The sequence below is a fragment of the Endozoicomonas sp. ALC013 genome (assembly GCF_049310205.1).
Classification (GTDB): domain Bacteria; phylum Pseudomonadota; class Gammaproteobacteria; order Pseudomonadales; family Endozoicomonadaceae; genus Endozoicomonas.
Genome location: NZ_JBLYNS010000099.1, coordinates 1 through 19,944, shown reverse-complemented (window position 1 = coordinate 19,944; position 19,944 = coordinate 1). Strand labels below are relative to the sequence as shown.

Sequence of the window (19,944 nt, the reverse complement as noted above, 5' to 3'; positions counted from 1 at the left end):
CCATCAGGAAAGCGCCGGTACAAACTGAAGCGTTCAACCTGGCCTGTTTTCCCTGAGAGTAAATCCATTGTAAAACACCGGGCTTATCCATTTCTGCGTTGTGCACACCACCGACAACCACCAGCAGGTCAATTGAGGGGTGGTTGTGAAACCCGTAGTCCGGTTGAACCCGGTAACCTCCCCTGGCAGTGACCAGATTGCCGGATTCACTGACCAGAAAAGGCCTGAAGGCTTTTCCGTTGGGAGAGAGGCGTGCCGCAGTGGTAAACACTTCAAAAGGACCAGAGAAGTCCAGAACTTCAGCCTGGTCGTAAATAAAAATACCTGTATTCATTATTATCAGTAACGACGGTGGCTCACTAATAAACGAATATCTGCGTCCATTGGAATCTGGAAATCGGCAGTGGAAATAACACGTTTTGTACTGGTATCAATCATTCTTGCGCTGATATAGACAGTTGAGCTGCCAACAGCATACGTGCCAGTTACAATAGCATCAGCATTATAGGACTTACTGAGATTATCCAGATTTCTTGAAAGACTGAACTCTCCAGCCTTGAAGTCATCAATAAAAACGCTATCCCGCATTTTGATTTCGATCAAATCATAACCAATATCAGATAAAGCGGATGAAAGCTGTTCTCCAAGAACACGACCCAGAGTAGTTGTATTACTAAGCTGGTTAATATCTGCAAGACTTGTCGAAAGAATAGTAGCCCCGACCGGTAATTCATCCTGCGCCTTTTTAGCCATGGCAGTCGCTGCCAGTTGGCTGATTTTTACCAGATCAATTCTTTCTGTTCTTTTGTGGCTTTTGTTTGAGCACCCTGCTATCAGAACGGTAGAAAGCAGTGCAATGATAATTTTTACAGTGAGTGACTTCATTATTTTTCTACTCCCTGTCCATTATTTTTGGTCAGATTAACAACTGCTGACTTTTTGTACTGCCGCATTGCCATATCAGGAATATAGTAGGAATTAGTTTCTGAAAATTGAATCTGGTAGTCGTCGACAATACGGGCTGTAATCACAACTTCTGTATTGGTTTTGGAGGGGAATATTTTGCTGACGTCATAAGCTACCGAAAGAGGGATAACGCCATAGCCAATACCTTCAGCAACGCTTAAATCATCACCAAGTTCAGCCAGTGCCCATAGGAAGCCTGCAGTTCCAGTGGTGGCGAAGTTTGTGCCCATATCTCTATCATTTGAGTGCCTGACAACCTGTACATCCAGTTCCATTGAAAGGCTGGTAGCACTTGAGGTCATAACCGTTGCGCCGCGCTTGACCAACGCACTGGATAGCTGCTGTGTGAATACTTTGCTGAAAGTTGAGTGACTCTGCTCCAAATTGACATAGACCGGCTGAGACGCAAGGTTTGCATTAGCCATAATCTGTCCGGATAAATGTTCGGCTATCACTCCCCAATGCTGAGCAGATTGAAGTTTGACCTGAGGACTTTGATCAACGGTTGTTGCTTTAGGGATAGGAGAACAACCCACTGCCGCCAACAGACACGCGACCACAACTGGGTACATAACTTTTCTGTTCACAAATGCATCCTTAACTTTGCTTTTCTCATACCATGCGGCATGTTTTATATTTATTTTACAGGTATACGGCTCAGAAGGATTGTACAGACTCCTATAACTCAGACAAACCAAAAAAGGCAAATGTACTAAATAAAGTATTTGATTTGATCTTGCCAATATAAGTAGCTGGCCATATGGAATCATACATTTCTGGCTACTTGGGCAGGTGCTATGCGAGGCACAACGGAGGGAGCATAGCCGTAGCTATGTGACCGGAGTTGTAACGAAGCAGAGTGCCTGAACAAGGAGTCAGAAATGTATGATTTCATATGGTTAGCTACTTATGTTTTACTGGCCGATGACCACCGTTTCTCCCCTTACCCAGTCAAGGTACTCTGGCAGGCCATTTTCAATGGGTATCTGAATAACCTGTGGCACATCATAGCTGTGTTCAGCTTTCAGGTATTGCTCCAGTGCCTGATAACGCTCACAGGTGGTTTTAATCCGAAGCAGTACTTCCGGATCCGACTGGACTTCACCATCCCATCGATAATGGCTGTGGATTGGACTGCTCTGAACACAGGCTGCCAGACGCTGTTCGATGATGGCCCTGGCATGGGTGTCGGCTTCCTGTTGATTGGGGCAGGTGGTCAGAACCATGCAGAAACCGCTGGATGGTTTTATGGGCATTTGGCAACCGGTTAACAATATTACTAATAGCGGAAAGAAAGCGCTGTAACTCACTGGCCTGGTAATCTATCAGGTTCATGGATCAGTGGATAGGGCTTCAACAGCAACCGCCAGTTGTGCAATCAGTCCCATTATCAATGACGGCCGGGAGACAGTTGAAAGGGCCATAATGGGTCTTCCGGTTGCCATGCACGGTAAAGTGGCTGCTATAGCGAGTATCCTGCACCATGGCTGCGGTATTGCCACAGACCAGCATCGGTTTGCCATTGATAAAGCGATGATGGTCGTCCAGTTGGAAAAAGTGAGGGTGTTCCGGCAGGGTGCCGTTGTAAATGGCCACCTGACCATAGTCTTCACAGATATCTTCAAGGTTATCCAGTTTGAACACCCGAACGGTCAGGGATTGAAAATCGATATTGCCAATTTTCTCCTCGATTTGCTGGTTGGCAATGGTGATCGGGCTGGCAGAAAGCAACCGGTAGTCTGGGTAACCCAGCCCGGTTAACAGACGACGAAAGTCTTCAATATAAAGAGCACCACTAAGGCATTCCCCCATCAGCACCGGGTCATCTTTTAACGGGGCCGGTATTCGCTGACCGGCAAATACATCACTGAAAAGCAGTTCGCCACCGGGTTTCAGTACCCGGAAAATCTCCCTGAACACCTCTTCCTTGTGGGGCGAAAGGTTTATCACGCAGTTGGAAATCACCACATCCATGGAATTGTCTTCTATTCCTGGGGTTTGCAGATCTTCAATATAACCCTGCCTGAAGTCGATATTCGGTTGCTGAAAGCCAAACTTCTCCATCATTGAGGGAATATGCCCGGTGGCCACCATTAATTGCTCGTCGGTCATATCGATACCGATAACCTGGCCCTGTTCTCCTACCAGGCTGGCGAGAATATAACTGTCCCTGCCGGTACCGCAGCCAAGATCCAGTACCCGGCATCCTTCCAGGGCCGATGGGATCGGCGATCCGCAGCCATAAAAACGGTCCGTAATGGCCGGGTCGATCTGCTTCAGGATATCCCGGACACGGGCTGGCATGGTGCCGGGATCGGAACAGCAGGCATTGGTTTTAAGATCCGTGGTGCCGCCAAGAACACGGCCGTAGTACTCCTTCAGGACCTGATGATTACTGGAGAGGTTATGCATTGTTCTCGCCTTGGTTAATGTACATGAATCAGGGGTGCTATTTGTCCGGGATTGTTTTGTCCGGGGTTGTTGTTCTGTCAATTTTGTCAGGTTCTTCCGCTGTCGTGTTTTTCATCAGCGGCTCAACAATACCCATAAAACATAAAGCGGCTATAACTCCCCCGGTAATCGGCCCCACAACATATACGGTCAAAAAACCATAATGCTTATCGGGAAACGCCGCGCGCTCCCAGCCGCATAGAGAGGCTAGCAGTCGGGGTGATAAATCTCTGGCCGGGTTGAGTCCTGCCTGGGTCAGTGGCGCAATAATCGAGATAATGGCGGTGACGGTTAAACCGATAAACAGGGGGGCAAGGGCCTGGTCCGGTCGTCCGGTGTTGCAGCCTTCGGTCAGGACGAGAATCATAAAGACCAGGGCAAAGGTGCCGGTACATTCGGCAAAAAATGCATTGACAGTGGACACGGAGGCAACCTGCCCGGCCATGGGGTTGGGATAATACTCGCCAAACATCATGGCACTGGCTATGGATGACTCAGTGCCACGAACAATGCCATGGGTCAGTTCATACTGCATGATTGAGCTGGAGAAGAGCAGGTACAGCAGGGCGGCTGCCACAAATGCACCGGCAAACTGGGCAACCAGATAGCAGGGCAGTAATGTCATGGACATCCGGCGACTGACCACCATGGCAATGCTTACAGCCGGATTAAGGTGAGCACAGGAGAGACGACGGGTAGCGTATATCGCCAGGGTGACTGCCAGTCCCCAGACCATGGCCACCTGAAAGAGTCCTGCATGGGCAGAAAATAGCACCGTCACGGCCACTGAGCCGCAGCCAAACAAGACGAGGATAAATGTACCTATAAACTCTCCGGCAAAGCCCTTTAGATAATTCATGGGTGGAAGTTGATCATCCTCGTCTCTCTCGTTTGGTTACAGCAACTAAAAACTAGCTGTTTTTTTCTATACTGCAAACAAAATGCTCAGAGGTTTCATCGTTGATTCCAGAGGCCGATCAACCTTCAGAAACGCCATCAGACATTGCAAACCGGAAAATGGCTCAGGCTGAAAAAAAGTTGCTTGTTTTCGGCAAGAAGTTCCAGTCACCGCTGAAAGCAGTGGCGAGCCAGTCGTCAAACCAGAAGACCTTCTGGACGGGAGAATAAGAGAAAGACTGCAAGGCATAAAAGTGAAATACCAGGAACAGTTTTCCTTTATCATGGAGAATTTCACTATCAGGAATTGCTGCAACACGGGCAGTAGGGAACCATTGTGTGTTGAAAGCATAGGAAAAAAAATAGGGCTATTCGTCAATGAGTACAAAACTGATGAATGGCTTTTTTTTGCCAACCATAAAGAACCTGAATACCGACATCATTTTTACGCAAGCAATATTATTGTCCATCAATATCGCGTAAGCCCAAATCTCGAAGTTTATCCTGAGTGCTAATGATCGGGAAGCCATCAGTCTAAGGACTGTAAGGTGGTGGCGATTCTATTTCTATAGGAGTGTATACTGGTGGCGGTCCCGGGTTGTGTCGAAACGTCGCCGGGTAACTGTCTGGTTCTACTTCACCGGGTGTTTCTGTCGGTTCAGGGGCATGGCTGATAACCCGGGATAACTGTAATGATGGGGGCTCGGTTGCTATGTGCCGACGCTGAAGACATCGATACACCTCCGCGGCGCCCTTACCAACAGGAATACCAACAAGACAACCTGCGCCCAAAGTGAAACAAAAAACTGCGAAGCTTGGGTGAATGATCAAACCCGGCACAACAAAAGACAGGCATGCAGGTAGACCAGCAGACAGAGATACAGCTGTATATTTTGACATTGAAACCGTTCGTCCAAAAACTTGATGCTGACACAATATCTGTTCTGAATTATCCATCTGTTCATTGGCTGCCGCCCCCTGAGGCTGGAGCATTGGCATAGATGTATCTAATGGTCTTGCTGGTTGCATGAAATTAGCCTGAATAACTTGTATCCTTATCAATCAGACTCTGAATACAGAAAAAAGTTCTTTATTCTCAGCTTCCTCTCCTTCGAAAAGTTCCCGCGTAATCCACAGAATGATTCATGTGGTAACAGAACAGCGGTAAACTGGCGAAATATCAATCATTTTAGTTGTATGGCCCTTAATGAGACATTCCATGACCTTTGCCAACCTCGGGCTTTCCCTGCCGATCCTGCAAGCCATTACCGAACAGGGCTATAAACAGCCTTCTCCTATTCAGGCAGAAGCCATACCGGCGGTTCTGGCAGGACAGGATGTTATGGCGGCGGCTCAGACAGGCACCGGTAAAACAGCCGGTTTTACGCTGCCGATACTGGAGCTGCTCAGTCGCGGCGAGCGGGCAAGGCCCAACCAGGTTCGTGCGCTGGTTCTGACGCCGACCCGTGAGCTGGCAGCCCAGGTAGCAGAGAGTGTTGCCACCTACGGTCGGCATTTGCCAATACGTTCTTCAGTGGTTTTTGGCGGGGTCAAAATCAACCCGCAAATGATGAATCTGAGACGTGGTGCAGATATCCTTGTGGCCACACCCGGGCGACTTCTGGATCTTTACAACCAGAATGCGGTGAAGTTCAAACACCTGGAAGTGCTGGTTCTGGATGAAGCAGACCGGATGCTGGATATGGGGTTTATTCACGATATTCGTCGTATTCTGGCGCTGTTGCCCCAGCAAAGACAGAACCTGATGTTTTCGGCAACGTTTTCCGATGACATACGACAGCTGGCAAAAACCATTGTTCACCATCCGGTAGAGATTGACGTTTCTCCCCGCAATACAACGGCCAGAACGGTCGGGCAGTGTGTGTATCCGGTGGATAAAAGTAAAAAACCGGCACTGCTGACCCGCTTGATTAAAGAGCAAAACTGGCAACAGGTGCTGGTTTTTACCCGGACCAAGCACGGTGCCAACCGCTTAACCCGTCATCTGGAAGGTAAAGGTATCCTGGCGGCGGCGATTCATGGCAATAAGAGCCAGGGAGCCCGTACCAGGGCCCTTGTTGATTTCAAAAATAATGACATTACGGCGCTGGTGGCAACGGATATCGCTGCCCGTGGGCTGGATATTGACCAGTTGCCGCAGGTGGTGAACTTCGACCTGCCCAATGTGCCGGAGGATTATGTGCATCGTATCGGGCGAACAGGGCGCGCGGGGGCGGATGGTCATGCGGTCTCGCTGGTCTGTGCAGATGAGAGCAAGCAGCTTCGGGACATTGAACGGTTGATCAATCAGCAGTTACCCAGGGAGATGATCTCCGGGTTTGAGCCGGTTAATGAGGTGCCGGTGACTCAGTTGTCCGGTAAGCCACCGAAACCTAAAAAGCCTAAAAAGTCCAGGGCTTCTCACCGGCCCGGACAGGAGAGTGGCGGAAACGGTAAGGCACCTAAGCAGCAGGCAGGCCAGAGTAATGAAAGGAGAAAGTCCGGGGGAATGGAGTCAGGGCGTGTGTTTGCTGAAAACCATCGCAGGCCGCGAAGACGAAAAGTGACCAACCCGCAAAGTACTTCTGCTTCTGTATAAATATGCTCTTATTCTCCCTGAGCTCAGGTGGTCAGGCTATGCCGGGGAACTATGCTATCTATTTTAAGTCTAAAAGGTGATGGATCACTAAATGCTTAATTATATGGAGAAATTAAATTATGAATAGCAGTATGACATTCCCATCAGGCAATCCTTACCGTGGCTCTATTGAGCTGAGTATTGACCTGGCTTCTTACGATGATCCGGGAAAGGAGAAGCAGGGCCTGGTTGTCCACATTTATACCGATGATTTGCATCTTCGTTCTGTTGAGATTTCAGATCTTAATGATTTAATTGGGCTTTATAAATGTGCTAAGAATATGAAAAACTACGGTGCTGGCCGACCTTGGGAAAGGAGCATCTCTGAAAGGCTAGTGCAGAGATGGAGTGATGATTGGAAAAAGGGTAATCCTTTCAGTGGGTTTTCGATTTTTAAGCGTGATGTCAGTGGGGTGCAGGATCCTGAGGAATTTATAGGGAACATCTGCTTCAAATCAGGAGAGAACAATAATGCATATGTCGGCAGCACAGTAGCTGCTGGATCCTCTGAGATGACTTTTATGATTGATCACAAATGCTGGGGTGAGGGCTACGGTAAACAAGCGGCTGCTGCAATGGTGAATGGTGTTGCTCCGGAATATCAAAAGCAGGGCTTTAAAGTCACCTGTGCGTTGCCAGATAATACTCAGGAATCTCTGCCTCTGGAGTGGCTGACGGCGACAGTCTCCCCAGAAAATATCGGTTCAGTCAAGATACTCACCGGTTTGGGATTTGAGTTTGAAAGTACCGTGGAGAAACAGTTTGTGAAGGGGAAATCCATAAAACACTTTTATGCTAAACCCCTACCGAAGCCCCTTTGATGATGGATAGCAAAGCGTCCCCTTTGGGTAACCGGGGTGCCTTGGCCGGTTCTGATGAGCAGCCTCTCAGGCTGCACATCACGCTTAATGGCCACCATTCTGGATATGGTTACCACGTCGCTTATCACGGACACTCATCTGATTATTATCCATAACCTGAGTTTCAAACAGGTCGACAGCCCTGATCAGATCGCCCAGCTTTTTATAACCGTAATTTCGTGGGTCAAAGGAAGCCTGGTTAGCGATTACTGCGCCGATTCTTCCAAGGTACGCCCAGCCATCATCGTCCTGCTCTGTATCGATGGCATTGCGGATCAGGTTCATCAGTTTGGTATCGGCTTTCAATTCATGGCCGCTTTTTTTATCGTTTGCAGCGACTTTTTCCGGATCATCACCGGGCTCATCCAGGTAGAGAAAGCGGGAGCAGGCATTCACGAAAGGGGATGGGGCTTTTCGTTCACCAAAGCCGTACACCACTTTACCTGCTGATAGCAGTCGCATGATCAGTGGCGTAAAGTCACTGTCAGAAGAGACAATGCAAAAGGCGTCCATGTTCCTGGTGTAGAGCGTGTCCATAGCATCGATGGTCATGGCCATATCGGTGGCGTTCTTGCCTTTGGTTAAATCAAACTGCTGGATTGGCTGGATCGCGTATTCGTGAAGTTGTTCCTCCCACCCTTTGATGGTGTGACTCTTCCAGTTGCCGTAGGCTCTTCGGATACTGACGACACCATACTTGGCCATTTCAGAGAGGATCTTCTCAATTTTTCTGGCGGGGGCATTATCCGCATCAATAAAGAGGGCGATCTTCTGGTTAGACTCTGCCATTGATACTTCCTGCTACTTATAATTCTTGGTTTATGTGTCAACAGTGTCCTCTGATTTGATAAAATTTGCAAAAATGCGCCGCTGTAATGATGATGGAAGGTGTTGTTACCAGTACAGAAGAGCGCTGACTCACACCTTCATTTCTTGCGCGGTGTGGGAGGCAGGCAGGGACGACTCTGTTAACTGCCCCGTTCACGAACTGCTGGCAGCAGGCTCTCAGGGGTATTTTTTATACAGGCACTCCATTCCTTTAAGGTTTCTAAAAGACGTTGGTAGAGTTCTTGCTGTTTTTCAGTTTTTAAATGTGCGCTGAAGTCTTCAAATGCAGACAGCACTATAGCTGTTTTTGCCAGTGCTTCCTGAATCATTTTCAGTTGATTTTCATCGCTGTTGATGTCTTCTGTTGTGCGATGGCTTGATTTAAGCAGATCTTGCTGTCTGTTTTCAAAAGCATTGATGATTTGTGGGAAACAGTGTTGAACTTTCCGGACTTTTTGTATGACCGGATTGAGCGTTTCTCTGGCAACATCCGGACACCAGACATGTGAATTATGCCGGTAAAAACGTATGATCGTTTTAATGTCATCAAATAATTCCGGTACTTTCTCTTTTAATTTTATGGTAGCTTCCGGGTTTGTATCACCTTCTATTGCCAAGAGCTTTGTCAAAAAAGGCATAGGAAATGTCAAAACTGTGGATAAGGGTTGCCAGTTAGGGGCATATTCAAAGTCTTCAGGATGACCTCGGAGTCTTTCAGGCTCTATTATAGGTTTCAATGATAGTTCTTTGGATTTTTCTATCATGTTAATGAAGGCATTTTGAGCTTCAGAAAAATTGGGCGTTCTTTCAGCAGCGCTCATTTGGGTGGGTGGTTTATCTGTATATGGTGGTTTATTGGGCTCCGGGATATCCACTTCAACACGAGGATTATTAGTTCTAACTATTACAGGTTTGATTGATTCTGATTTTATACTTGTGTCCAACCTGTAGAGTGATTTGTTTATTCCAAAGTGTTGTCGGCACGCGTCATATAGTCGGCTGAGTTCATCCTGAGCAGCTATTACTTCTGCACGATCTCTGTGATAGCTGGCTCCAACACTCTCTTCAAGAGGGGCAGACGTTGGATCCGGAATTAATTCTTTCTCTCTCTCCTCAAGTACTGATTTGATAATTTTTTCAAATGCCGGGATGCCTGTTTCTTTTAATAAGTTTTCCTTATCCATTCTGGTAAATTTATTGGCTGTAGAGGACGATGAAAATGTGCTTGTTTTCTTTCTCTTTTTGGGCGAGGCCAGTTGCTCATCACCAACAATTTCCTGGTAGTTTGGATAAGAGCTGCGTTTTCTTAATGAACGGCCTGTGGTTTTCTGGATAGGCTTGTTGTCTTCTTCTTTAACAACATGGCAGGTAGAGGTATTAGGGCTGTCTTCGACAATTCGATTTAACGTTTGCCTGGCAGCTTCACCGGTTTCTGATGGCTGCATGCTTTCCTGCTCTTCAGTGCAAGGGCCTTGATGATCCCAGAAATAAAGCTTGAAGGCAGGATTGGTCTTTGCTTGTTTGTTGGCTACTTTATCTGCATATTCAAAACGTGCAACGATGGCATCAATATGAAATCTGGTTAAACCCGGTGGTGAGCAGGGGGTACCAACAGCTGGATTGTGTAAGGCGGCTTTTAATTTTCGAAGTTTGCACATAAAACGGAAAAGTACGGGATCCATCTTACTGACAATAAGGTCGGTCAGTTTAGTTCTTTTGGTATTTTTGGATGAATGTCGGAAGTTCCAGTAACCCAGCATTGCTTTTGATGCTGGAATGTCAGGGTCTATTTCAGTTTTTTTCATCCATTCAGGGCAGAAATCACCTGAACGATGCTGTGCAGCACAGTTTTCACCATCTTGATCAAAAAAGGTTATGTCTTCAGGGGCAGGCAGCCAGCTTCCGGTGTCATAATATTCTTCCAGATGATTAATTTCTCTTCCGATATCACTGAGTAAATTTAATTTACCATCTGTCAATAACAGATTTATTTTTTTCTCTACCTTTGTTTTTTGTTTATTAGAAAAGCCATTTTCAGTCATAGTAAGATCTATTTTTTTCAATAAGATGATTAGTCGGTTATAAAAAATTCCATGACCATTAAGTATCTCTGTGAGATTGTTATTGAGGGTGCAAAACCTTTGAATTGTGTTTAATTCGACTTTAAGGGCTTCTGGTAAGTCAGTTAAAAACGCCTCTACGGAAAACTTACTGGTACTTTGGGTATTTTCTATAGTGTTGAACGAAGCGATACGTTTTCTAACATGCCGTTGTTCAGTGGTTGGTAAAAATTTTTTTTCTTCTTTTTTTATCTCGAATAGACTTTTTTCAGAGGTTGCATGTTTTGTTGCAGTCGAGTTTGGTAGTGCTGGAATGGTCATGATTTAATTAAGTGGTTATCCGGTTTTTTTATATGGGTTTTATAGGGGTTAGATGCTCTTACTATTAAATAGTTCCATGGTTCTATAAATTTTGTGGAAAGTTATACATCTAAAGATGATAGCTACATGCTGTCTGGTTTCAGTATGCAGCTACGAATAGATGGCCTAAGCAAACTTTTCCGGGTTCTTGCCCGTCATAGGTTGATAAAATTCCTGAATTTTTTTCAGGTCTGACGCATAGTCCCCTGTAGTAAAGAACATAGGGCCAAAACCGCCAACCTTCTTTTTATAATCCAGGAAGCTCAGCGCAATGGGGACTTCAGCACCGTGAGCGACGTGGTAAAAACCACTTTTCCATTGACGAACCTTGTTGCGTGTGCCTTCAGGAGGAATGGCAACGGCCAGGTCTGTGGAGTTGTGGAAGGTGTCGACCATTTGCTGAACCAGACCATTGGCTTTGCTGCGGTCAACCGGAATTCCCCCAAGCCAGGTCATGATGCCGCCAAAGGGCCCCTTGAACAGAGAGTTTTTCCCCATCCAGTAGATATTAATGCGAAAGCAGAAGGCACAGGCAATGATCAGAATAAAGTCCCAGTTACTGGTATGGGGTGCCGCGATAATAACGTACTTCCGGGCATTTGGGCGTTGGCCTTCCAGCTTCCAGCCGAATAGCTTCAGACCAAGGTGGGATAAGAAGCGAAAACAGCTGTTAACGATAGGCGTATCAAAAATCGTATGACGCATTATTATTATTTAAACCTGATCTTAATAAATAGCCCCAGTATTATGCACCGGGGCTATAAGTATGCGCTACCCTTTCTTCAGCGCGCTTTTTTCAATACACAGTCATTGCGGGCTTAATTGTGGGAGTGCAGCTCATCATTCAGCTCAATGGCTGATTTGTTGGTGAGGCATTCCAGGGCTCCGGTCAGGGAGTTTCTGCGGAACAGCAGATCGGACTTGCCTGAGAGATCTCCTGCTTTCACGACTTCAACGACATTTTTCTGATCATCAAGAACCTGAACCTTACTGGCAGCCGTCAGGTAAAGGCCGGCTTCGATAATGCAGCGGTCACCCAGCGGAATGCCCAGGCCGGCATTGGCACCGATCAGGCAGTTTTCACCGACACAGATCACAATGTCATTGCCGCCGGACAGGGTACCCATGGTGCTGCAGCCACCACCAAGATCAGAGCCCTCACCCACCATGACACCGGCAGAAACACGACCTTCAATCATGCTCTTGCCTTCGGTGCCGGCGTTGAAGTTGATAAAGCCTTCATGCATTACGGTGGTGCCTTCACCCACATAAGCACCCAGGCGAACCCGGGCCGTATGGGCAATGCGGACACCGGCAGGGACAACGTAGTCGGTCATTTTCGGGAATTTATCCACGGAGTTGACACTCAGAACCCGGCCTTCTGCCCGGGCCGCCAGCTGACGGGCTGGCAGTTCTTCCAGGTCGATTGCGCCTTCACTGGTCCAGGCAACATTTGGCAGCAGTGGGAAAATGCCCTGAAGGTTGGTGCCGTGTGGCTTGACCAGACGATGTGACAGCAGGTGCAGCTTGAGATAAGCCTCGGGGGTGCTGGTGGGTGCTTCATCGGTTGCCAGAATAGTGATCACACGGGGTTGTACACTTTCTTCCAGGCTTCGGGTGATGGCAGCCAATTCAGTTTGTTCGATATCGACAAACAGGTCTTCCAGTGCGTGCAGGGTTTTGCTGTCAAGCTCAATAAACGTATTGCCACCCTGGTAACCAACCAGTTTGGCAATACTCTCCAGCAGCTCAGGTGCTGGATTGAGAATAGGTTTTGGGTAAAATACTTCCAGCCACTGGTCGTTCCGGTTTTTGCTGCCGACACCAATGGCCAGACTGAAATGCGGTTTGCTCATTTTCATTCCTTCAATTAATCAGAACGTCTGTTATGCCAGCAAGTTGCGGTATTGTTCTTCGGAAAAGCCCAGCAACTTCTGGCTGCCCGTATCCAGTAACGGGCGCTTGATCATGGCGGGTTGCTCCAGCATCAGGGTGATTGCCCGCTCTGCATTAATGGCGGCTTTTTCTTCTTCCGGAAGCTGCCGCCAGGTGGTTCCCCGGCGGTTTAACAGGGCCTCCCAGCCCAGTTCATTGGCCCACTGTTCGATCATGTCTTTCAACAGGCCATCTTTCCTGTAGTCATGAAAGTGATATTCAATACCAGCACCTTCCAGCCAGCGGCGTGCTTTCTTTATGGTGTCGCAGTTTGGTATGCCGTATAGGGTGACCACCGTGCCTCCTGTTGTGAGCTTCCATAAGCTATGCGTTGTACAAACTGAGGTTGAAACGCTCAGTAAGGGCCGCAAAAAAACGAGCAAAGCTTACACGCTTCTGGAGGTGTTTGCCTAGGTGGCTGGTCTATAAACGAGTATCGGGCCTTATTTCGACTCTGCATCCGTGCTGGTTTTATCACCAAGCGCTGCTCTTAACTTTTCGATACGACGGCGATTGGTACCGAAATCGTAATAGCCAACGCGAGAGGATGAGCGCACATCAACCGTGCCGTTCGGACGAATAATCAGTATCAGGTCATCCTTGAACTTCAGCCAGGGGGTGGTGAACACCGTAATAATGATCTGGTCATTACTGCTGAGAATCTCTGCATTGGGCCAGTTCTTCAAAGTGGCTAACAGTTTTTTCTTGATCCCCTGGGTATCAGACTGATCAAAGGAAAGGGCGGCAATATTCTGTTTGCCAGAAGCGAGGCTGCTGACGCAATTCGGGCTTTCAGGACAGGTAAGTTCCGGGACGTCAGCGTGTAGCCAATGGCTGGAAAGCAATAACAGTAAAGGCAGGATGTAGTGCGCGGATTTATTCATTGTTGTTGGTCCCTTCTTGCAGGTGGTAGTGAAATATATGGCTCCACGTTTTTTCACCCGTAGACCCCGGTTTATCGTGGGCGGAGTGTGCAAACAGAATTTTCATGGAGGGTCCCACATTGATCAGAGAAGTGCTCAGTGTGTTGAAAAGTTTGCTGTCTGTAAAGTCACCGGCGATGTAAATACCATAATCAGCGGGCCGATATAGTCAGCACAGCAGGGAAGATGATGGTTTTCAGCAGAAACTGTCGTCAGAATACAGGGCCCGGGGTTTGAATCAGGTGCAGAAGACCGAGCATCAGTGCTCTTTTTTCGGACAATATGGTCGTTGCAAAGATGTGGCGGAGTCAGGCAGCCAGCTTTGCTTCTGGCATGATCCTGATGTGGATAAAACCGGAGATGAGGTAAAAGCGAGGCTGGAAAAGAGGGCAGCAACCGGGCTGCCCATGGAAGGCTTTATTCTCCGCAGGGCTAATCTGGACAACGTTAACCTGGTGAATCACGGTGGTGGTAAGCCATATCAACTGGTTAACTGCGATTTGAGCAGGGCCAGTCTCTGTAATGGGCATTTTTATCGTGTGGATTTCTCGGGTTCCCGACTGTTAAAAGCAAATCTTTCCAATGCCAATCTGCATAGGGCAAGTCTTGAAGGCTGTAATCTGCTGGGTGTGAATCTGAACAACAGTCTGCTGGATCATGTGACGTGGGGGGATAAGCTTTATCAGGAGCAGGAGGCTGCCGCCCATCCTGAAAATGCCATGGCGTTATTTGAAGAAGCGGAAGAGTCTGCCAGAAACATTCGCCGACACTGTGAAAACCTCGGCATGATGAGGGAGGCCGGTCATTTTTATTATCGGGAAAGGGTCTTCCATCGGTTGCAGATGCCAAAATGCTCTCGGCAACGGGTGCTGTCCTACCTGGTTGACAGGATCAGTGGCTATGGTGAATCACCGCTGCGAGTGGTGCTTTTTTCCGTGGCTTTGATTGTGTTCTGCTCTTTCCTCTATCTGTTCACCGGGGTTCAGGGTGGTGATACGGTTATCCGGTTCAGCCAGAACCAGGATCTGTTCCAGAACCTCCGGTATTGGCTTGATTGTCTTTATTTCAGCGTGGTGACGTTTACCACCCTTGGCTACGGTGACTTGACCCCGCTGGGGCTGTCCCGGATTGTTGCTGCCTGTGAAGCATTCACCGGCAGCTTTTCCCTGGCGCTTTTTGTTGTCTTGTTTGTAAAGAAGATGATCCGCTAAAAGAGATTGCCACGGAGTCACAGAGACACGGAGAAAAGCAAAAAGCTTTTCCTCTGTGGCAAAAAAGGAAATTATTCAGGCTCAATTCCTTAGTTGTCCGTTGCATAAGCCTCCGCTTCATCCGGATCACAGCTGATGGCGGCGTGTGGCTGGCCCTGTAGCAACTTTTTAAACTGTTCTCTTTGAATATGCACCAGTTCCCGGTGATTACCTCCCTGGAAGTAAAGATCCTGGACGGCGTTGAGCTCATCATCCCAACAGGTTTTCATGCCATAGGCGATGCCCATTGCCGGTACTGCTCCCATTTCGCAGTCTGGGAACAGCTCCTCAAGGCTGTGTTCGCTGACCAGATGAAGATGACGATTCAGTTTTGTGTTTATCCAGCGCAGCATTAATTTGTTCATGGAGGGAACGATAGCCATTACATGACCTTCCTCATCCTGAAGAACGATGGCTTTAGCCATATGTTTAACGGGAACGCAGGCGACATGGGCGGTGTTGAGTGCACGGTCTGAATAAGGGTGACTGACCACTTCATAATCTACCTGATTATGATTTAAAAAAGCCTGGAGTTTTAGAGCGATTGACATCAGACACTCTCGCAAAAATCATTCTCGGAAATATTGAACATCTGTCTATAAAGTCTATACGCAAACTTGTTGAAAGATTGTTCAATATAAAGCGGTTTTTAAGCTAAAAAAGTATTAATAACTTTTTTTTCATATCGCTATTTGCTTTCGTATCGTCTTGCCTGTTTATCCTGCCACTGCGTAATGCTGCTTTTATTTGATGCTTTTTTGCACTCTGCTTTCGGTATAGGTATCCTTCGCGATCTTTAAATTTACCAATTTAGCACTGGCTTCAGATTGAGCCTGTGGGACGAAGTTATGATGATAATAATGAAAAGACGCCTGTCAATGGGAGCGCTAGCCTGCCTGCCGACCACCGCTCTGGCTGGCGATAGTGTGCTGGGGGTAACATCCAGCCCGTTAGCCTGGGCCTGCATTGCCATTTTTGTAATTGCCTACTGCCTGGTGATGGCCGAAGAGCAGCTTCATCTGCGTAAGTCCAAACCGGTGATTATGGCGGCGGGAATCATCTGGGCACTGATTGCTTTTATTGCTACACAGAAGGGCGTTTCCCACGAAGAGCTCAAACAGGCCGTTATGCATGATCTGGAAGAGTATGCGGCGATGTTCCTCTTTCTGCTGGTGGCCATGACCTACATTAATGCCATGGAAGACCGGCAGGTGTTTGCCACGTTACGCAGCTGGCTGATCAGCAAGGGCTTTAATTACCGAAGTCTTTTCTGGATAACCGGCGCTATGGCGTTCTTTATTTCTCCGGTGGCTGACAATCTTACCACTGCGCTGTTGATGGGCGCGGTGATTATGGCCGTAGGTGAAGGCAAACCGGCGTTTATTACCCTGGCCATGATCAATGTGGTGGTTGCTGCCAATGCCGGTGGTGCTTTCAGCCCCTTTGGGGATATTACCACGCTGATGGTGTGGCAGGCAGGTAAGATTGAGTTCTTTACCTTTTTCAGCCTCTTTATACCGTCGGTGGTCAATTATCTGGTACCGGCCATCATTATGAGCTTTTTCGTTGAGCAAGGGCGTCCGGCCGGTGTGCAAGTGGATAGCACCATTCGGCGTGGTGGTATTACCATCTGCCTGCTTTTCCTGGTGACCATCTTCCTGGCGGTAAGTTTTGAGAAAGTGCTGGGTCTGCCACCATTTATGGGGATGATGACTGGTCTTGCCCTGTTGATGCTCTATACCTATATCATGCAAATTCAGGGGCTGACCAGTAACCGCCGGTTGACGGCACGTCCCCGGGCCAAAGAGGATAAAATCGATATCTTTCAGGAAGTGGCCCATGCCGAATGGGATACGCTGCTATTCTTCTTTGGTGTCATCTTCTCGGTGGGTGGCCTGCGCTATCTCGGTTATCTCGACCTTGCCTCGGAAACCATGTATGCCGATCTCGGGGCAACGTGGACTAATATCATCGCCGGTATAATCTCTGCCATTGTCGATAACATTCCGGTGATGTTTGCCATCCTCGGAATGGATCCTGAAATGGACGCCTTCCAGTGGTTATTGATAACGCTGACCGCAGGTGTGGGTGGCAGTCTGCTATCCATCGGCTCCGCTGCTGGCGTTGCCTTGATGGGGACATCGAAAGGTGGCTACACCTTTATGACCCATCTCCGCTGGAGTTGGGCCATTGCCCTGGGGTATGCGGCCAGTATCTGGGCCCACTTCCTGGTTAATAGCTGATCTAGAATCAGTTAAAAACGTTAGGCCAGCTGAAGGGTTTGGAAATCCAGCCCTTCATTGTCATCTGTCGTATTCTGGTTAACAGGTGATCAATTACAGACGGAGGTGAGAGGGGCTGTTTTGATGGATGTTGCCTTGTTAAGTAGACATTAGCGACTTCCCCTGGTGCTAATGTCTACCCTGAGAGCTACGGTTAGCCGTCCAGTTTCTGTTTCAGAATCTGGTTAACCAGGCCGGGGTTGGCCTTGCCTTTGGACGCTTTCATGCACTGACCCACAAAGAAACCGATCATTTTTCCGCGCTTGTCTTCCTCAGCCGCACGATAATTCTCAACCTGCTGGGCATTGTTGGCCAGAACGTCATCAATCATGGCTTCAATGGCACCGGTATCGGTCACCTGCTTGAGGCCTTTTTTCTCGATGACTGCATCGGCCGTGCTGCACTCACCCTGCCAGAGTACTTCAAAGACCTCTTTGGCGATTTTGCCGGAGATGGTGTTGTCTTTGATGCGCTTGATCAGGCCGCCGAGCATATCGGCAGTCACCGGGCTTGCGCTGATGGCAATGCTGTTCTGATTCAGGGATCTGGACAGTTCTCCCATAATCCAGTTGGCAGACAGTTTGGCATCACCACTGGCACGGACGGTGGCTTCAAAGTAGTTCGCCGTCCCCTGGTCAGCGGAAAGTATTTCGGCATCATAATCGCTCAGGCCAAAATCAGTGATAAAACGTGCTTTTTTGGCAGCTGGCATTTCAGGCATTTCAGCCTTCAGTTTTTCAAGACGACTGTCGTCAATAATAACCGGCAGCAGGTCAGGGCAGGGGAAGTAACGGTAATCGTTCGCTTCTTCTTTGCTGCGCATGGAGCGGGCTTCGCCGGTATCACCGTTATAGAGACGGGTCTCCTGGATAACGGTTCCGCCATCTTCAATCAGGTCGATCTGGCGTTCTACCTCTTTGAGGATGGCCGCCTCCATAAACTTGAAGGAGTTCAGGTTTTTGGTTTCTGTGCGGGTACCGAACTCTTGTTGTCCTTTAGGGCGAACGGAGACGTTAACATCAAACCGCATGGAACCCTGGGACATATCGCCATCGCAGATGCCCAGTGTAGTGACAATGGAGTGCAGCTTTTTGGCAAAGGCCACGGCTTCCTCTGCATTGCTAAGATCAGGTTCTGTGACAATCTCAATCAGGGGAGTGCCAGCACGGTTAAGATCTATGCCGGACATCCCATGAAAGTCTTCATGAAGACTTTTGCCCGCATCTTCCTCCAGGTGAGCGTGGTGGATGCGAATGCTTTTAGTGGAGCCATCTGCCAATGTGATATCCACATGACCAGCGCCCACTATTGGCTTTTCCAGCTGGGTGGTCTGGTAGCCTTTTGGCAGATCCGGGTAGAAGTAGTTTTTACGCTCGAAAACATTCACCTTGTTGATTTCGGCATCGATGCCCAGGCCAAACTTAATGGCCATATTGATGGCTTCTTCGTTAACCACGGGCAGGATGCCGGGCAGACCAAGGTCTACCGCGCAGGCCTGGGTGTTGGGTGCGGCACCAAAAGCGGTGGATGCACCCGAGAATATTTTGGTTCTGGTGGCGAGCTGGACGTGAATCTCCAGTCCGATAACGGTTTCCCATTGCATATTACTGTTTCCTAAACCAATGCCGGAGATTTCTGGTGCCAGTCGGTCGCCTGTTGGAAGCGGTGGCCAATATTCAACAGACGGGCTTCATCAAAGTGTTGGCCAATGATCTGCAGGCCGACCGGGCGCTGGTTTGCCATGCCCGCAGGAACGGATAATCCGGGCAGGCCCGCCAGGTTAACCGACAGTGTATAGATATCCGAGAGGTACATGGCGACCGGATCATTGCTCATGGAGCCAATGTCAAAGGCGGATGTCGGGGCGTTAGGGCCCATGATGACATCACACTCTTTAAAGGCGTTGAGGAAGTCATCACGGATCAGGCGACGGATCTGCTGGGCCTTGCGGTAATAGGCGTCGTAGTAGCCAGCCGAGAGGGCATAGGTACCCACAATAATACGACGTTTGACTTCTTCACCAAACCCTTCGCTGCGGCTGCGAATGTAGAGATCCATCAAGTCTTTCGGGTCTTCGCAGCGATGCCCGAAACGCACGCCGTCAAAGCGGGACAGGTTGGAAGAAGCTTCTGCCGGGGCAATCACGTAGTAGGCAGGAATGCACAGCCTGGCATTAGGCAGGCTGACCTCCTTGACGTTTGCACCGAGCTTTTCATATTCGGCAATGGCATTGCGGATCTGTTGTTCCACTTCACTGTCCAGTCCGGCCGCGAAGTACTCTTTTGGCAGCCCAATGGTCAGGCCTTCCAGGGAGTCATTCAGTGTTGCCGTGTAGTCCGGTACTTCATGGTCAAGACAGGTGGAGTCCCGGTTATCAAAGCCCGCCATGGTGTTCAGCATAATGGCGGCATCTTCAGCGGAGCAGGTCATCGGGCCAGCCTGATCAAGGCTTGATGCGTAGGCTACCATACCCCAGCGGGAAACCCGGCCATAG

The 19,944-nt window shown here is 48.5% G+C and carries 20 protein-coding genes; 5 read left to right on the top strand and 15 right to left on the bottom strand.

Annotation, left to right across the window (positions count from 1 at the left end):
* The 6 genes from ACO6V1_RS16520 to ACO6V1_RS16495 all read right to left on the bottom strand — a co-directional run.
* Window positions 1-334: DJ-1/PfpI family protein (locus ACO6V1_RS16520; protein WP_422467697.1), on the bottom strand; the 334-nt coding region annotated here is incomplete at its 3' end.
* A gap of 5 nt (window positions 335-339) precedes the next feature.
* Entirely contained in the window at window positions 340-885 is a 546-nt protein-coding gene (locus ACO6V1_RS16515; protein ID WP_422467695.1) for a FlgO family outer membrane protein, read from the bottom strand.
* Complete coding sequence (locus ACO6V1_RS16510; RefSeq protein ID WP_422467693.1) at window positions 885-1,553, bottom strand: hypothetical protein; 669 nt, start codon at window positions 1,551-1,553, stop codon at window positions 885-887. Before ACO6V1_RS16510 ends, ACO6V1_RS16515 begins: the two co-directional genes overlap by 1 nt.
* Before the next feature lie 327 nt (window positions 1,554-1,880).
* Entirely contained in the window at window positions 1,881-2,192 is a 312-nt protein-coding gene (cutA, locus tag ACO6V1_RS16505; RefSeq protein WP_422467691.1) for a divalent-cation tolerance protein CutA, read from the bottom strand.
* A gap of 127 nt (window positions 2,193-2,319) precedes the next feature.
* Complete coding sequence (locus ACO6V1_RS16500; protein ID WP_422467689.1) at window positions 2,320-3,378, bottom strand: methyltransferase domain-containing protein; 1,059 nt, start codon at window positions 3,376-3,378, stop codon at window positions 2,320-2,322.
* Between the two features lie 37 nt (window positions 3,379-3,415).
* Window positions 3,416-4,276 carry an MIP/aquaporin family protein gene (locus ACO6V1_RS16495; protein WP_422459339.1) on the bottom strand — a complete coding sequence of 287 codons (861 nt, stop codon included), beginning with the start codon at window positions 4,274-4,276 and terminating at the stop codon, window positions 3,416-3,418.
* Between the two features lie 101 nt (window positions 4,277-4,377).
* Here ACO6V1_RS16495 and ACO6V1_RS16490 point away from each other — a divergent pair, with 101 nt between their 5' ends.
* The 3 genes from ACO6V1_RS16490 (at window position 4,378) to ACO6V1_RS16480 (ending at window position 7,773) form a co-directional block, all read left to right on the top strand.
* Window positions 4,378-4,545: a hypothetical protein gene (locus ACO6V1_RS16490; protein WP_422467687.1), complete on the top strand. Its 168-nt coding sequence runs from the start codon at window positions 4,378-4,380 to the stop codon at window positions 4,543-4,545.
* Window positions 4,546-5,533: 988 nt separating this feature from the next.
* Window positions 5,534-6,913: a DEAD/DEAH box helicase gene (locus tag ACO6V1_RS16485; RefSeq protein ID WP_422467685.1), complete on the top strand. Its 1,380-nt coding sequence runs from the start codon at window positions 5,534-5,536 to the stop codon at window positions 6,911-6,913.
* 119 nt (window positions 6,914-7,032) lie between these two features.
* Entirely contained in the window at window positions 7,033-7,773 is a 741-nt protein-coding gene (locus ACO6V1_RS16480; RefSeq protein ID WP_422467683.1) for a GNAT family N-acetyltransferase, read from the top strand.
* Between the two features lie 84 nt (window positions 7,774-7,857).
* On the opposite strand, the gene ACO6V1_RS16475 is transcribed toward ACO6V1_RS16480, so the two are convergent.
* From ACO6V1_RS16475 to ACO6V1_RS16450, 6 genes are all read right to left on the bottom strand, one after another.
* Entirely contained in the window at window positions 7,858-8,601 is a 744-nt protein-coding gene (locus ACO6V1_RS16475; RefSeq protein WP_209203323.1) for an NYN domain-containing protein, read from the bottom strand.
* Window positions 8,602-8,780: 179 nt separating this feature from the next.
* Complete coding sequence (locus ACO6V1_RS16470) at window positions 8,781-11,021, bottom strand: hypothetical protein (protein WP_422467681.1); 2,241 nt, start codon at window positions 11,019-11,021, stop codon at window positions 8,781-8,783.
* 165 nt (window positions 11,022-11,186) lie between these two features.
* Entirely contained in the window at window positions 11,187-11,765 is a 579-nt protein-coding gene (locus ACO6V1_RS16465) for a lysophospholipid acyltransferase family protein (RefSeq protein WP_209203321.1), read from the bottom strand.
* A 113-nt stretch (window positions 11,766-11,878) separates the two neighbouring features.
* Entirely contained in the window at window positions 11,879-12,916 is a 1,038-nt protein-coding gene (gene dapD, locus ACO6V1_RS16460) for a 2,3,4,5-tetrahydropyridine-2,6-dicarboxylate N-succinyltransferase (protein ID WP_422449257.1), read from the bottom strand.
* Between the two features lie 30 nt (window positions 12,917-12,946).
* Window positions 12,947-13,291, bottom strand: a complete 345-nt coding sequence (locus ACO6V1_RS16455; RefSeq protein WP_422449255.1) for an ArsC family reductase — start codon at window positions 13,289-13,291, stop codon at window positions 12,947-12,949.
* Window positions 13,292-13,438: 147 nt separating this feature from the next.
* Window positions 13,439-13,879 carry a DUF1499 domain-containing protein gene (locus ACO6V1_RS16450; RefSeq protein ID WP_422467679.1) on the bottom strand — a complete coding sequence of 147 codons (441 nt, stop codon included), beginning with the start codon at window positions 13,877-13,879 and terminating at the stop codon, window positions 13,439-13,441.
* 281 nt (window positions 13,880-14,160) lie between these two features.
* Between ACO6V1_RS16450 and ACO6V1_RS16445 the strand changes: the two genes are divergently transcribed.
* Window positions 14,161-15,129 carry a pentapeptide repeat-containing protein gene (locus ACO6V1_RS16445; RefSeq protein ID WP_422467699.1) on the top strand — a complete coding sequence of 323 codons (969 nt, stop codon included), beginning with the start codon at window positions 14,161-14,163 and terminating at the stop codon, window positions 15,127-15,129.
* Between the two features lie 89 nt (window positions 15,130-15,218).
* On the opposite strand, the gene ACO6V1_RS16440 is transcribed toward ACO6V1_RS16445, so the two are convergent.
* Window positions 15,219-15,719 (bottom strand): aminoacyl-tRNA deacylase, encoded by a 501-nt coding sequence (locus ACO6V1_RS16440; RefSeq protein WP_422449253.1) that lies wholly within the window; start codon window positions 15,717-15,719, stop codon window positions 15,219-15,221.
* A gap of 297 nt (window positions 15,720-16,016) precedes the next feature.
* Between ACO6V1_RS16440 and nhaD the strand changes: the two genes are divergently transcribed.
* Window positions 16,017-17,411: a sodium:proton antiporter NhaD gene (gene nhaD, locus ACO6V1_RS16435; protein ID WP_422467677.1), complete on the top strand. Its 1,395-nt coding sequence runs from the start codon at window positions 16,017-16,019 to the stop codon at window positions 17,409-17,411.
* A gap of 193 nt (window positions 17,412-17,604) precedes the next feature.
* Here nhaD and gatB read toward each other — a convergent pair whose 3' ends face one another.
* Complete coding sequence (gene gatB / locus ACO6V1_RS16430; protein ID WP_422467675.1) at window positions 17,605-19,053, bottom strand: Asp-tRNA(Asn)/Glu-tRNA(Gln) amidotransferase subunit GatB; 1,449 nt, start codon at window positions 19,051-19,053, stop codon at window positions 17,605-17,607.
* Between the two features lie 11 nt (window positions 19,054-19,064).
* A partial coding sequence (locus tag ACO6V1_RS16425; RefSeq protein ID WP_422467673.1) for an amidase occupies window positions 19,065-19,944 on the bottom strand: 880 nt, incomplete at its 5' end.